The organism is Microvirga flocculans ATCC BAA-817 (genome assembly GCF_000518665.1).
Taxonomy (GTDB): Bacteria; Pseudomonadota; Alphaproteobacteria; order Rhizobiales; family Beijerinckiaceae; genus Microvirga; species Microvirga flocculans.
On sequence record NZ_JAEA01000003.1, the window covers coordinates 26,267 to 39,417 of the forward strand.

General features: G+C 65.7%; 13 protein-coding genes. 4 read left to right on the forward strand and 9 right to left on the reverse strand.

What is annotated here, in order from left to right; translation table 11 throughout:
• The first annotated feature begins 162 nt into the window (after positions 1-162).
• Positions 163-1,104, forward strand: a complete 942-nt coding sequence (locus L879_RS0105170; RefSeq protein ID WP_027315165.1) for a histone deacetylase family protein — start codon at positions 163-165, stop codon at positions 1,102-1,104.
• Positions 1,105-1,197: 93 nt separating this feature from the next.
• On the opposite strand, the gene ribB is transcribed toward L879_RS0105170, so the two are convergent.
• From ribB to L879_RS0105185, 3 genes are all read right to left on the reverse strand, one after another.
• Positions 1,198-2,487 (reverse strand): 3,4-dihydroxy-2-butanone-4-phosphate synthase, encoded by a 1,290-nt coding sequence (ribB, locus tag L879_RS0105175; protein WP_027315166.1) that lies wholly within the window; start codon positions 2,485-2,487, stop codon positions 1,198-1,200.
• Between the two features lie 94 nt (positions 2,488-2,581).
• Positions 2,582-3,697, reverse strand: a complete 1,116-nt coding sequence (gene aroC / locus L879_RS0105180) for a chorismate synthase (protein ID WP_027315167.1) — start codon at positions 3,695-3,697, stop codon at positions 2,582-2,584.
• 84 nt (positions 3,698-3,781) lie between these two features.
• Positions 3,782-4,174, reverse strand: coding sequence for a hypothetical protein (locus L879_RS0105185; RefSeq protein ID WP_154664094.1), 393 nt, complete (start codon positions 4,172-4,174; stop codon positions 3,782-3,784).
• A gap of 165 nt (positions 4,175-4,339) precedes the next feature.
• Here L879_RS0105185 and L879_RS0105190 point away from each other — a divergent pair, with 165 nt between their 5' ends.
• Positions 4,340-5,116 (forward strand): class I SAM-dependent methyltransferase, encoded by a 777-nt coding sequence (locus L879_RS0105190; protein ID WP_245265169.1) that lies wholly within the window; start codon positions 4,340-4,342, stop codon positions 5,114-5,116.
• 17 nt (positions 5,117-5,133) lie between these two features.
• Here L879_RS0105190 and L879_RS0105195 read toward each other — a convergent pair whose 3' ends face one another.
• From L879_RS0105195 to L879_RS0105210, 4 genes are all read right to left on the reverse strand, one after another.
• The gene (locus L879_RS0105195; RefSeq protein ID WP_027315170.1) at positions 5,134-5,727 is read right to left on the reverse strand and encodes a histidine phosphatase family protein; all 594 of its coding nucleotides are present in this window, start codon (positions 5,725-5,727) and stop codon (positions 5,134-5,136) included.
• Positions 5,728-5,768: 41 nt separating this feature from the next.
• On the reverse strand, positions 5,769-6,593 hold the full coding sequence (fabI, locus tag L879_RS0105200; RefSeq protein WP_027315171.1) for an enoyl-ACP reductase FabI: 825 nt from the start codon (positions 6,591-6,593) through the stop codon (positions 5,769-5,771).
• Between the two features lie 147 nt (positions 6,594-6,740).
• Positions 6,741-7,694, reverse strand: coding sequence for a DnaJ C-terminal domain-containing protein (locus L879_RS0105205; RefSeq protein ID WP_027315172.1), 954 nt, complete (start codon positions 7,692-7,694; stop codon positions 6,741-6,743).
• Between the two features lie 103 nt (positions 7,695-7,797).
• The gene (locus L879_RS0105210) at positions 7,798-8,223 is read right to left on the reverse strand and encodes an RT0821/Lpp0805 family surface protein (protein ID WP_027315173.1); all 426 of its coding nucleotides are present in this window, start codon (positions 8,221-8,223) and stop codon (positions 7,798-7,800) included.
• Positions 8,224-8,321: 98 nt separating this feature from the next.
• On the opposite strand from L879_RS0105210, the gene pdxH reads away from it, so the two are divergent.
• A complete protein-coding gene (gene pdxH / locus L879_RS0105215; protein WP_027315174.1) occupies positions 8,322-8,930 on the forward strand; it encodes a pyridoxamine 5'-phosphate oxidase in 609 nt (202 codons plus the stop codon).
• A gap of 107 nt (positions 8,931-9,037) precedes the next feature.
• Positions 9,038-9,760, forward strand: coding sequence for an SDR family NAD(P)-dependent oxidoreductase (locus tag L879_RS0105220; protein ID WP_154664112.1), 723 nt, complete (start codon positions 9,038-9,040; stop codon positions 9,758-9,760).
• A 75-nt stretch (positions 9,761-9,835) separates the two neighbouring features.
• On the opposite strand, the gene L879_RS0105225 is transcribed toward L879_RS0105220, so the two are convergent.
• Positions 9,836-11,815 (reverse strand): acyltransferase family protein, encoded by a 1,980-nt coding sequence (locus L879_RS0105225; protein WP_027315176.1) that lies wholly within the window; start codon positions 11,813-11,815, stop codon positions 9,836-9,838.
• A gap of 198 nt (positions 11,816-12,013) precedes the next feature.
• A complete protein-coding gene (locus L879_RS0105230; protein ID WP_027315177.1) occupies positions 12,014-13,084 on the reverse strand; it encodes a citrate synthase in 1,071 nt (356 codons plus the stop codon).
• Positions 13,085-13,151 lie beyond the last annotated feature (67 nt).

Sequence of the window (13,151 nt, forward strand, 5' to 3'; positions counted from 1 at the left end):
CCGTCAATTGGGTTCAGGGGGCTTATAGACCGCAGGGTCCATGAGTCGAATCGAAACACACCATGGCACGGCTCCACTTCGGAAAGTGTTGCATCGCAACAACATAGACAGGCACACGTGACGCTGCGACACTGGCAGCGGCTCCACCCTCCAAGAAGACACATGTCAACGCTCTACATCAGCCACCCGGCCTGCCTCGACCACCAGACGCCCCTCGGACATCCGGAACGTCCCGACCGCATCCGCGCCATCGAGCGCGCCCTTGAAAAGGAGCGGTTCACCTCGCTCGTCCGCGAGCAGGCTCCGATGGCGGAAATGGGGTGCCTCGCCCTCGCCCATCCGGAAGAATACATCGTCCGCCTGCGCGACATCAGCCCCCGGGAAGGGCTAATCCGGATTGATGAGGACACGGTCATGTCCCCCGGCACCTACGAGGCGGCGCTGCGGGCCGCAGGCGGCGCGGCGCTGGCGGTGGACGAGGTCATGACGGGCAAGGCGGCGAACGCCTTCGTGGCCACGCGCCCGCCGGGCCATCACGCCGAGCGCAGCAAGGCCATGGGCTTCTGCTTCTTCAACAACGCGGCCATCGCCGCCCGCCACGCGCAGAGAAAGCACGGGGCCGAGCGCGTCGCGATCTTCGACTGGGACGTGCATCACGGCAACGGCACCCAGGACATCTTCTGGTCGGACCGGACCGTGCTTTATTGCTCGACCCACGAGGCCCCCCTGTATCCCGGCACCGGCGCGCTCTCGGAGACGGGCGATTTCGGCACCATCGTCAATGCGCCGCTGAATGCGGGCGACGGCAGCGAGGCGTTCCGCGAGGCGGTGGAAACCGCGATCCTGCCGCGCATCGACGACTTCGCGCCCGACCTCATCATCATCTCGGCCGGGTTCGACGCCCATTGGCGCGACCCGCTCGCCAGCCTGAACCTGACGGAAACGGATTTCGCCTGGGCGACCCAGAAGCTGATGAATCTGGCCGCGCGCCATTGTGGTCAGCGGATCGTCTCGGTTCTCGAAGGCGGCTACGACCTGGAAGGCCTGTCGAAATCCGTGGCCTTCCATCTCGATGCGCTCATGGGGCGCGAGATCGTCAAGTAAAAAAGGGCTGCTCAAGCATCGGACCCAAAAGTGGACTTGCACTTTTGGGATCCATCCGATGCTTCTTTCTTTGAGAAGCGCAGCCCTTTTCGATCAGCACTCGATCGGTTCCTGGCCCAGCAGCTCGATGCCGAAGCCGGAGAGGCCCACATAGGAGCGGCTCGAGGTCGCCAGGTTACGGATGGAGGAAACGCCGAGATCCTTGAGGATCTGCGCCCCGAGGCCGATTTCGCGCCACTGGCTGGCCCGCGTCGCCTCCGAGGCCGTCTCCTCGGTGTCCGTGAACGAGGTCGTGGGCACGCCCGCCGTGCCGTCGCGCAGGTAGACGAGGACGCCCCTGCCCTCCTTCACGAAGCGCTGCAGGGCGGCATTGACCGTCTTGCCGCCCTCGAACACGTCGGTAAGCGCATTGGCCCGGTGCAGGCGCACGGGAATGTCGGCTCCATCGCCGATACGGCCATGGACGAGGGCGATGTGCTGCACGCTGTCGAAAGGCGTCGAATAGGCATGGCCCGTGAACGAACCCCACTGGGTCTCGACCGGGAAGGTGGCGATGCGCTCGACCAGCTTCTCGCGTGCCTGTCGGTAGGCGATGAGATCGGCAACCGAGATGCGCTTCAGGCCGTGCTTCTCGGCGAAGGCGTCGATCTGCGCGCCCTTCATCACCGTGCCGTCGTCATTGGCGAGCTCACAGATCACGCCCACCGGGGGCAGACCCGCGAGCTTGCACAGGTCGACGGCGGCCTCCGTATGGCCGGAGCGCATGAGAACGCCGCCATCCTTGGCGATCAGCGGAAAAACGTGGCCGGGCCGCACGAAATCGGCCGCGCCCATGTTGTTGTTGGCGAGCGCCCGGACCGTGTTGGAACGCTGCTCGGCGGAGATGCCGGTGGTCAGCCCGTGCTTGACGTCCACGGTGACCGTGAAGGCCGTGCCCAGCGGGGCATCGTTCGAGGCCACCATCGGATCGAGCCGCAGGCGGCGCGCCTCCGCCGCCGTGAGCGGGGCGCAGACGATGCCGCAGGTGTTGCGGATGATGAAGGCCATCTTCTCCGGGGTGCAGAGGGAGGCGGCGACGACGAGGTCGCCCTCGTTCTCGCGGTCGTCGTCATCCGTGACGACGACGATTTCACCGCGAGCGAAAGCCTCGATGGCATCGGTGACGGAATGGGACATCAGGGCCTCCTGGGCGGGTGCGGGCAGAAAATCGTTGGGAGTGACGGCCCCGCGGGTTTCACGGGCGATCAATTCCGCCGTGTCCCGGGAGAGCCAAGCCTGCTCGGAGTTGCACAACTGGGTGACGGCGCCGGGCGTCACGCCGATCCGCCGCGCGAATTCCACGCGCGAGACACCATTGCGGGAGAGCCACTCAGCCAGTTTCATGCCGGTGGCTTAGCGGATGGCAGGATTTTAGTAAAACTAAAATTTGCAAATCAAGGCTTGCAAAGATGAGGCTGCGAAGAGCCTCCGTCCAGCCTCAAGCCTTGAACGGCCAGGCCGCGCTCTCGCCCACCTGCCCCCGGTGGCGCAGGAAATGGTCTGCCAGGACGCAGGCCACCATGGCCTCGCCCACCGGCACGGCCCGGATGCCGACGCATGGGTCGTGGCGGCCCTTGGTCATGACCTCGGCCTCGGCGCCGGACCGGGTGACGCTCGAACGGGGCGTGAGGATCGAGGAGGTGGGCTTCACGGCGAACCGGCAGACGACCGGCTGGCCGGTGGAGATGCCCCCCAAGATGCCGCCGGCATGGTTCGAAAGGAAGGTCGGCGCGCCCTGGTTGCCGGGACGCATCTCGTCCGCGTTCTCCTCGCCGCGCAGGGCGGCGGCGGCGAACCCGTCGCCGATCTCGACGCCCTTGACCGCATTGATCGACATGAGGGCTGCCGCGAGGTCGGAATCGAGCTTGCCGTAGATCGGCGCGCCGAGGCCTGCGGGCACGCCCTCGGCCACGACCTCGATCACCGCGCCGATGGAGGAGCCGTCTTTCCGCAGGCCGTCCAGGTATTCCTCGTAGAAGGCGGCGGCCTTCGCATCCGGACAGAAGAACGGATTGCGCGCAACCTCGTTCCAGTCCCAGTTGCCGCGCTCGATGGCGTGCGGCCCCATCTGCACCAGGGCGCCGCGAATGGTGACGCCGGGCAGAACCTTGCGGGCGATGGCCCCGGCGGCGACGCGGGCAGCCGTTTCACGGGCCGAGGAGCGTCCGCCGCCGCGATAGTCGCGGATGCCGTATTTCACGTCGTAGGTGAAATCCGCGTGGCCCGGCCGGTAGGAATTCTTGATCTCGGAATAATCCTTGGACCGCTGGTCCACGTTCTCGATGAGAAGCGCGATGGGCGTGCCGGTGGTGACCTGCTTTCCCGTGCGCTCGTCCGTGAAGACGCCGGACAGGATCTTGACCTGATCCGGCTCCTGCCGCTGCGTGGTGAAGCGCGACTGGCCCGGACGGCGACGGTCGAGTTCCGCCTGAATCTCGGCGGCTTCCAGCGGAATCAGGGGAGGACAGCCATCGACGACGCAGCCGAGGGCCGGACCATGGCTCTCGCCGAAGGTGGTGACGCGGAACAGATGACCGAAGGTGTTGTAGGACATGGCGCTTCTTCGAGGTTCACGGCCTCTTAGAACCAAAGCGCCCCGGTGTCACCTCCGGCCTGCTGTGAGCCCTCCCCGGAGCGTTCACTCGACACGGATCACGTAGGTATAGGTCCGGATCGTCGGCAGCCCGAGATCCGTCGAGCTCCACGGCACGTCGAGGGAAACCTCGTCCGTGCCCTTGAACCCCTTCTTGGGCGTGTAGACGTAAGCCAGCCCGCGAACCTTGGTGCCGGGGCACAGAGTATCCTTGCCGAGCACCTGCTCGTGGGGAACGATGCGCAGGGTTCCGTTGACGGGGGCCTGCTTGATCTTCACGTCGGGAATGACCGACGGGTAGCAGGTGTCGACCTCATAGCCGAGGAAGCCGCCGATGGCGGAAACCGTATTCGCCTTGACGGTCCGCTCACGCGTCTCGGCGGATGCGGCGCCCATCATGGCAAGAATTCCTGCGGCAACGATGAAAACCCGCCTCATAACATGCTCCTGGTTGAGTAATATCGTTTCCTCGAAGAGCATATTTTCCTTGAGGCTACAATAGCCGAGGCTCCTCATCCTTTATCCGGGGCTGCCATTGCACGTTCTCCTTGTTGGAGAAGGCGCGAGATTGCGTAGCGGCATATAGTCCTTTATGGGGCCCTCATGACGACGCAAGATCATATGAACAACCGCTACGGCAGCTTGGCCGCCCTGGTCTACGACCTCGACAAGCCGGTCGGCCGCATCTTCGGCAGGGAAATCGATTTCTACCGTGAGCGCCTCGCGGATTGCCGGGGGCGCATTCTGGAGCCGGGCGTGGGCAACGGGCGGCTGCTGGTCCCGCTCCTGGAAGCCGGGTTGCCCATCGAGGGATTCGATGCGTCCGAGGAAATGCTGGAGCGCTGCCGCGCGTATTGCCGGACGCGGGGCCTGTCACCGCGCCTGGAGCGGATGCGTTTCCAGGACTTCGCCTATGACCACGCATTCGATGCGATCATCGTTCCCTTCGGCTCGTTCCAGCTCATCGGCGATTTCGGGGAGGCCCTGGCAGTCCTCAGGCGCTTTCACGACCATCTCGCACCCGGCGGCTGCCTGATCGTGGATCTCGATCCCGTCAGCGACTTCTTCGGCAACAGCCTCCGGGTTCGCAGCTGGCAGACCGGCGACGGCGATCTGATCACGCTTCAGGCCCAACAGGTCGAGGTCGACCATATCGCCCAGCGAAAGGTCTCGCATCTGCGCTACGAGCGCTGGCGTGACACGCGCCTGATCGAAACCCAATTGGAGCTCTTCACGCTGCGTTGGTGGGGCATGCGCGAGTTCGAACTGGCCCTGAAGGCGAGCGGCTTCGGCGATATCGTCATCTCGGGCAGCCACGAGCACGGTCGCGCGCCGAACCGCGAGGACTGGATGATCACCTTCGAAGGGCGTCGGGAGTAAAACGTACCGGGGTGGGCTTAAACCCACCGATAGCTGCGTCCTTCGATCACGAGGACCCGCCCCTGCCAGATATCGAGGCTCGCGGCCTGGCGGGTGGAGACGCCGCAGGCCATGGACAGGAAGGCCCGGGCGACGCCGCCATGGGCCACCACCGCCGTGTCGCGGGTCAGATCGTAGAGGAAGGGGCGGATGCGCTCGACCAGCATGGCGTAGCTCTCGCCGCCGCCGGGCGGGGCGTAGTGCCATTTGTCCTGCTCGCGCAGAGACGCAAGCTGCGGCTCGGCCTTGCGGACCTCCTTCCAGGTCATGCCTTCCCAAGCGCCGAAGGTCAGCTCGACCAGGCGCTCGTCCAGCTTGTAGCCCTCGGGGTGGAGGCCCATGGTCCGGCGCATGATTTCCATGGTCTCGCGGGTGCGGGTCATGGGGCTCGCGACATAGGCCAGATCTTCGTAACGGGGCGCGAGGGCGGCGAGCCGTCTCCCCGCCTCCTCCGCCTGGACGCGGCCCATATCGTTGAGGGGGATGTCCTTCTGCCCCTGGAGCCGTCCTTCGAGATTCCAGTCCGTCTCGCCATGGCGAATGAAGTAGATCGTGGGGCGGGACGGGGTCACGGTTCAGGTCCGGTTACGCGTGGGGCACAGGTCGGCGCAGGCTAGTCTTTGTCGAGGGACAGGTCCGGAGCTTCCGGGTTCTTCATGCCGACCACGTGGTAGCCCGCATCCACGTGCAGGATCTCGCCGGTCATGCCGCGGGACATGTCGGAGACGAGATAGGCGGCGGTGTCGCCCACCTCCTCGATGGTGACCGTGCGGCGCAGGGGCGAGTTGTACTCGTTCCATTTCAGGATGTAGCGGAAATCGCCGATGCCGGAAGCGGCGAGCGTCTTGATCGGGCCAGCCGAGATGGCGTTGACGCGGATGTTCTTGGGGCCCAGATCCGCCGCCAGATAGCGCACCGAGGCCTCGAGCGCCGCCTTCGCCACGCCCATGACGTTGTAGTGCGGCATCCACTTCTCGGCGCCGTAATAGGTGAGCGTCAGCAGCGAGCCGCCATCGGTCATGAGCTTCTCGGCGCGCTGGGCGATGGCCGTGAAGGAATAGCAGGAGATGAGGAGCGACTTGGTGAAGTTGCCCTCCGAGGTCTCCACATAGCGGCCCGTGAGCTCGTCCTTGTCCGAGAAGGCGATGCAGTGAACCACGAAGTCGAGGGAGCCCCACAGGCGCTTCACCTCTTCGAACACGGCGTCGATGGAGGCCCCGTCCGTCACGTCGCAATGGCCGACGACGGCGGCGTCGAGCTCCTTCGCGAGCGGTTCGACGCGCTTCTTGAGGGCGTCGCCCTGATACGTGAAGGCGAGTTCCGCCCCATGCTGGCGGGCTGCCTGTGCAATGCCCCAGGCGATGGAACGGTTATTCGCCACGCCCATGATCAAGCCGCGCTTGCCGGCCAGAATGCCGGTGGCCTTTGTCTCCGCCATGGTTCACCTAGATCGTCGCTGGAGAGGTCAATTGAGGAACGGCCTCTTTAGCCGACCCTGAGACCACGGGGAAGCCCTCTTGGCATCCGGCGGCCCGATCCGGGCCGATGAGGATTAATTTTCTAAGAAGCTATTACTTAGAAGCTATTACTTAGCCTTCGCCGAGGCGCGCCTGCGGGCATAGTCCATCAGGTCGTCGTCCACGACCTCCGGCAGCCTGACCTCGGCGATCACGAAGAGATCCCCATGCCCGGTCTTGGTCGGCAGGCCCTTGCCCCGCAGGCGGAAGGTGCGGCCGGAATTGGTCATGGGCGGGATCTTCATCTCCACCGACCCGGTGAGCGTCGGAACGCGCACCGCCCCGCCGAGGATGGCCTCCTCGATCTCGATGGGCAGGCGCGCGCGCAGGTCCGAGCCCTCGACCGTGAAGCGGTCATGGGGCGCCAGCTTGATGGTCAGGAGCGCATCGCCTGGCTGCCCGCCGGGGATGTCCTGGCCCAGGCCGCGCAGCCGGATGACCTGGCCGTCGCTCACGCCCTTGGGAATCACCACGTCCACGTCGCGGCCGCTCGAAAGGCGGATTCGCTTCTTCGCCTCGGCGGCGACGTCCTCCAAGGTGACCGTGAGCGTGGCCGTGACATCCGCGCCCTTCGCCTGCCGGGAATGGCCGCGCCCCTGCCGGGGGCTCTCGCCCGCGGACTTGAAGGCGTTCTCGAAGATCTGGGAGAACAAGTCCTCGCCCGCATCGGCGCCGAACCCGCTCCGGCTGCTGCGCCGCCCGCCGAAGGGGCTGCCGCCGCCGAAGCCGAACCCGGCGAAATCCTCCGGCCGCGCGCCGCCCCGGCCGCCACCGAATCCCTCGAAGCCCTGGAACCGCGGCTTGCCCTCGGCGTCGATCTCGCCCCGGTCGAACTGGGCACGCTTGGTCGCGTCGCCGAGAATCTCATAGGCCGCGTTCGCCTCCGCGAACTTGTCCTTGGCCTTCGGATCGCTCTTGTTGCTGTCCGGATGGTAGGTCTTCGCGAGCTTGCGGAACGCCTTCTTGATCTCCGCCTCGGTCGCAGAGCGGGACACGCCCAGAACATCGTAGGGGTTGCGCATCGTGGATTCCATAAACCGTCGGATTGGGAGCGTGGGAACTCAACGGGTTCGACGGTCATATGGGCAAAGTGTTGCCCGTTTGCAACGCCTTTGCCGATGAAAGCTAGGCCTTGGCGGAGCCTTTCAGGGGCTTGATCTCCTTGATCGCCCAGTCGCCGCCGGAAGGCCGGCAGGCCATGCCCTGGAGGGCAGCCGCGGACGGGCCGCTCAGGTTGGCCGAGAAAGCCCGGCAGATCTCATCGTCCTTCACGAAGGGAGCGCCGGTGGGGGTGAAGGTGCCCTTGCGGGTCGAGTCGGGGTTGTCCCACGACACCTGGGTGCCCGGCCCCTGCGGGTCGAGGGCCACCGCGAGAGCCGCCTTGGCGCGGCGCCAGTCTTCCTCGTTGAGATCCGCGGAGAGAGGCGTGACGGCGTTGGTGACGATGCTGCCCGTCGATGCCGGTTCGTCATCGTCCAGGGGCGACAGGCCGAACGAGAAGCTGCATGCGCTCACGGACAGGGCGACCAGTCCGACGGCCAGGATTTTCATGGCTTCGCCGGCGATGGCATCTGCTCTATAACGGCGCGCATTGATCCACGTCACGCGTCGGGTCCCCCGGAACCAAACTCACAGAACGAGATAAAACAGTGAACCCGTTAACAACCGGTGACTTTACCGAGTCGGAAGAGCCCTTCGGCCTCTTCAGCGAGTGGCTGAAGGAGGCGGAAGCCTCGGAGCCGAACGATCCCAACGCCATGGCGCTGGCGACCGTCGACGAGACGGGACTTCCGAACGTGCGCATGGTCCTGCTGAAGGGCTTCGACGAAAACGGCTTCGTGTTCTACACCAACACGGAATCCAACAAGGGCCGGGAGCTTCTGGGGCAGAAGAAGGCAGCCCTCGTGCTGCACTGGAAGAGCCTGCGCCGCCAGGTGCGCGCCCGCGGCCCGGTGACGATGGTGAGCGACGCGGAGGCCGACGCCTACTTCCAGAGCCGTCCCCGCGACAGCCGCATCGGCGCCTGGGCAAGCCAGCAGTCGCGGCCGCTCGAGAGCCGCTTCGCCCTGGAGAAGGCGGTGGCCCTCAACGCCGCGAAATACGCGGTCGGCGAAGTGCCGCGCCCGCCCTACTGGACGGGCTTCCGCATCGCGCCCGTCTCCATCGAGTTCTGGCAGGACAAGCCCTTCCGGCTCCACGACCGCGTCGTCTTCACCCGCGAGGGCGACGGCTGGCGGAAGGTGCGGCTTTATCCGTGACCCGAATCCTGGGCCATAGACCCTGCGCCCGAACCGGGATAAGGCTCTGGCCCCTCTTATTCTGAGAAACACCTATGTCATCCTCAGCCCCCAATTCCCGCCGCATCATGCTGCTCACCGGCGCCAGCCGGGGCATCGGTCATGCCACGGTCAAGCGCTTCTCGGCGGCCGGGTGGCGGGTCATCACCTGCTCGCGGCATGGCTTTCCCGAGAACTGCCCCTGGGAGATGGGTCCGGAGGATCACCTGCAGGTCGATCTGGCGGATGCGCAGGACACCCGCCGCGCCATCGCGGAGGTGAAGGAGCGCCTCGCGGCCGAGGGCGGCTGCCTGCACGCCCTGGTCAACAATGCGGGCATCTCGCCGAAAGGCTCGGGCGGATCGCGGCTCGGAACCCTCGACACCCGCTACGAGGACTGGCTCCGCGTCTTCCAGGTGAACTTCTTCGCCTCGATCATGCTCGCCCGGGGCCTTCAGGACGAGCTCACGAAGGCCAAGGGCTCCGTGGTCAACGTAACCTCCATCGCGGGCTCCCGCGTCCACCCCTTCGCGGGCGCGGCCTATGCCACGTCGAAGGCGGCGCTCGCATCGCTCACCCGCGAGATGGCCTCGGATTTCGGGCCGCTCGGCGTGCGCGTCAACGCCATCTCGCCGGGCGAGATCGACACCTCGATCCTCTCGCCGGGCACAGACAAGATCGTCCAGCAGATCCCCATGCGCCGCCTCGGCACGCCGGACGAAGTGGCGAAGGCCATCTACTTCCTCTGCACGGATGCGAGTTCCTACGTGAACGGCGCGGAGCTCCACATCAACGGCGGCCAGCACGTGTGAACGAGGGTCTGCGCGCGAACTTCTTCCGATGCCGCGCGGGAGAGGCGTGCATGAGGATCTTGTGTCAGGTGCGGACTAGTTCGCGCGGGTGCCGAGCGACAGCTCCGTCCTGAACGCCTCGCTCAGGCTCCTGGCGAAGGTGGCCGTCAGATGGTGTCGATCCCGGTAGACGAAAACGCCGCCGATCACCGTCGGGCACCGTTCGGCATCGCACAGGTACTTCGTCAGATCCAATGGGCGCAGTTCCAGGGCATTGGACACCTTCACCACAGGATCCTCACGGAAGGCCACCGCGCGCTTCGGAGCGCAATCGACACTCCAGTCCTTGCTGGTTGCGATGCACTTGTCCGCATCGAAGCCGAGCCAGGGCGTGGAACGGACAGGGCGCACGTCAAGCCCCATGGCGATCAGGCGGGACCAGGCCTCCGCCATGCCCTTCAGGGTCGTCTCGGGATAGGCCGGGGATTGCGAGATCAACACCAGATCCGGCCGCTCTCGCTCCAGCCATGCAATCACGTTCTTCGACCAGTCGAGGCACTCGGTATAGAGGCGCTTGAAGGGCGGGTGGTAAAACGCCTCCAGCGAAAACAGGCATGCCGACTTGGACACGCCGCGGAAATAGACGGCCCCGTTGCGCGCGAGTTCTTCGAATGCAGGGTAGAGATGCCCTGCATGGGAATCCCCGATCATGACGATCTTCATCCTGGCCGCCGGATTGCCGTAAACACAGGTCAGGACTTCGCTCTTGCGCTGCTCCTGATGGCATTTCGTCTTGTAGATGAGCGGCACGTCCTCCCTCGCGGTCTCGGGCCGGGGAATGACGTTGAGGATGTCCTCCTTCCGCCAGTCGTATCGAGGATCGACCATCGCCATCGCTCCAGGCCTGCCTTGCAAGGCCACAGGCCCTTGGTCGAGGTCGCTCCAGGCCAGATAACTCAGCCCCAGCACGAGCGTCGCCGCGATGCAGCCCGCACCGGCGGCAAGCGTTTTCCCGATAGGGAGGGAGCCTGCTCTGAATCGATCTTCGACGAACACAGTGCTGAGATGCGCAAGGCCGCAAGAGGCGAGCAGGATCAGAGCACCGTCAGAAAGACCCGGCGTTCTGCCCGTCACCTCGCCGTAAATGACGATAAGCGGCCAATGCCAGAGATAGAGAGAATAGGAGATGTCGCCGAGGTACTGAAACAATCTCGATTTCAGGAGAACACTGCCGGACCAGGGTGTCTGCGCTCCGCTGGAGGCGATGACGGCCGCAGCGGCGAGTGTCGGAAGCAGCGCCGCGTAGCCCGGAAATTGCGTGCTCTCGTCATAAGCGAAGCTCGCGACGGCGATGCCGAGAATACCGGCCAGGCCCAGCACCGCACGCAGGGACGACGACAAAGCATCCTTCACGAAGGAGACGGCAAGGGCGCCGCCGAGCGCCAGTTCCCACGCTCGGGTCGTGGTCGCGAAATAGGCGATTCCCGGATCCCGAGGTGTGAGGAAGACGGAATAGGCGAGAGACCCGGACCCGACGACCGCGATGATCCACCCGAAAGCCTTGCGCGAATCGAATCCGGCCTTGCGCGCGACGGCTAGAATGGGAAACAGGATCAGGGGCCAGATGATATAGTACTGCTCTTCGACCGACAGGGACCAGAAATGGTTCATCGGCCCCTTCGTGTCGCCTGCCAGATAATCCACGGCCTGGGCCGCCAGGAACCAGTTCTGGACATAGGCCGCACTGGCGACGATGCCGTTGACGATGTCCGGCCACTGACCTTTCGGGAACAGCGGAATGCTCAGCGCGACCGCAATCGACACCACGGTCGCAGCGGGAAGAAGGCGCCTGATGCGGCGGGCATAAAATCCCAAGATGCCGATGCGGCCCTTGGCCTCGAATTCCTTGACGAGCGAACCGGTGATCAGGAACCCCGAGATGACGAAGAAGACGTCGACGCCGACATATCCGCCGGGCAAGGCCGAGGGCCAGATGTGATAGATCAGGACGGAGAGGACCGCAATCGCCCGAAGTCCCTGCACCTCTTCGATGATGTGATGGCGGGGATGATGCATGACGCCCTGAAGCTCCGGCAAGGCTTCATGCCTCGGCCAAGTACCGGCGGCTGATACTCAGGATCAGGTCCGATGGCAAGCTGCGGGCGGCCTGCCACCGGAACCGGTCATATCTTATGACGTCCAGCCCCTCGGCGGCGGGGCGGCAAGCTCTGCGTGCGACACGATGTCTGGCTTGGACCCTTCGGCTTCAATCCATCACGCCGCCTCGGCGGGCCAGGTTCCCACGTAGCGTGACTGGGGCCGGATGATGCGGCCGGTGCGGGTCTGCTCGATGGCGTGGGCCACCCAGCCCGCCGTGCGGCCGGCGGCGAAGAGCGGCGTGAAGCCCTCGCGCGGGACGCCGAGCGCGTCGAGCAGGATGGCCGTGTAGAACTCCATGTTGGTGTCGAGGCGGCGGCCGGGCTTGCGGCGTTCCAGCACCTTGAGAGCAACGGCCTCGACCGCCTCCGCGAAGGCGATGCGGTTGTCCTTGCCCTTCAGCCGGCCGGCGGCCGCCTTGAGCACGTCTGCCCGCGGATCGCGCACCCGGTAGATGCGGTGGCCGAAGCCCATGAGGCGCTCGCCGCGCGCCATCGCATCGTCGAGCCAGGCATCCGCGTTCTCCACCGTGCCGATGGCATCCAGCATGTCGAGCACCGGACCGGGCGCGCCCCCATGGAGCGGCCCCTTCAGGGCGCAGAGCCCGGCCACGACGGAAGACAGGATCCCGGCCTGGGTCGAGGCGACCACGCGCGCCGTGAAGGTGGAGGCATTGAGCCCATGGTCGATCACCGTCACGAGATAGGTGTCGAGGCCCTTCGCCTCGCCGGCGTCCACCGGCGCGCCGCGCATCATGCGCAGGATGTCGGCCGCATGATGCGCGGCCGGGTCCGGCGCGACCGGCGCAAGGCCCCGGGAGCCACGCACCGCCATGGAAGCCGCGACGCCGGCCGCGCCGACGGCCAGGGCGGGATGGTCTTCCTCCGCATCGGGCAGGCTCGCAAGAAGAAGACGCATGCCTTCCACCGCCGTCAGGCCGGAGAGCCGCGGGGCGAGCGGCGCGAGGTGAGCGTAGGCCCTTGCCCTGGCCCTTCCCAGAAGCGCCCGCGGATCGCCGCCCGCATTCGGCACGAGGCCGCTCCAGAGCATGGCCACCGCATCCTCGAAGGCAACCCGCCCGGCCAGCTCCTCCAGGTCATGCCCGGCGATGATCAGGCGGCCCGCCTCGCCGTCCACATGGCTCAGGGCGGTTTCGGCGGCCACCACGTCGTCAAGTCCGATCGTCATGAACATTTCTCCTCATGTTGCGAAGAGCTTCACGCCGGCCTTGCGGAACCGTCAATCTTGAATCAAC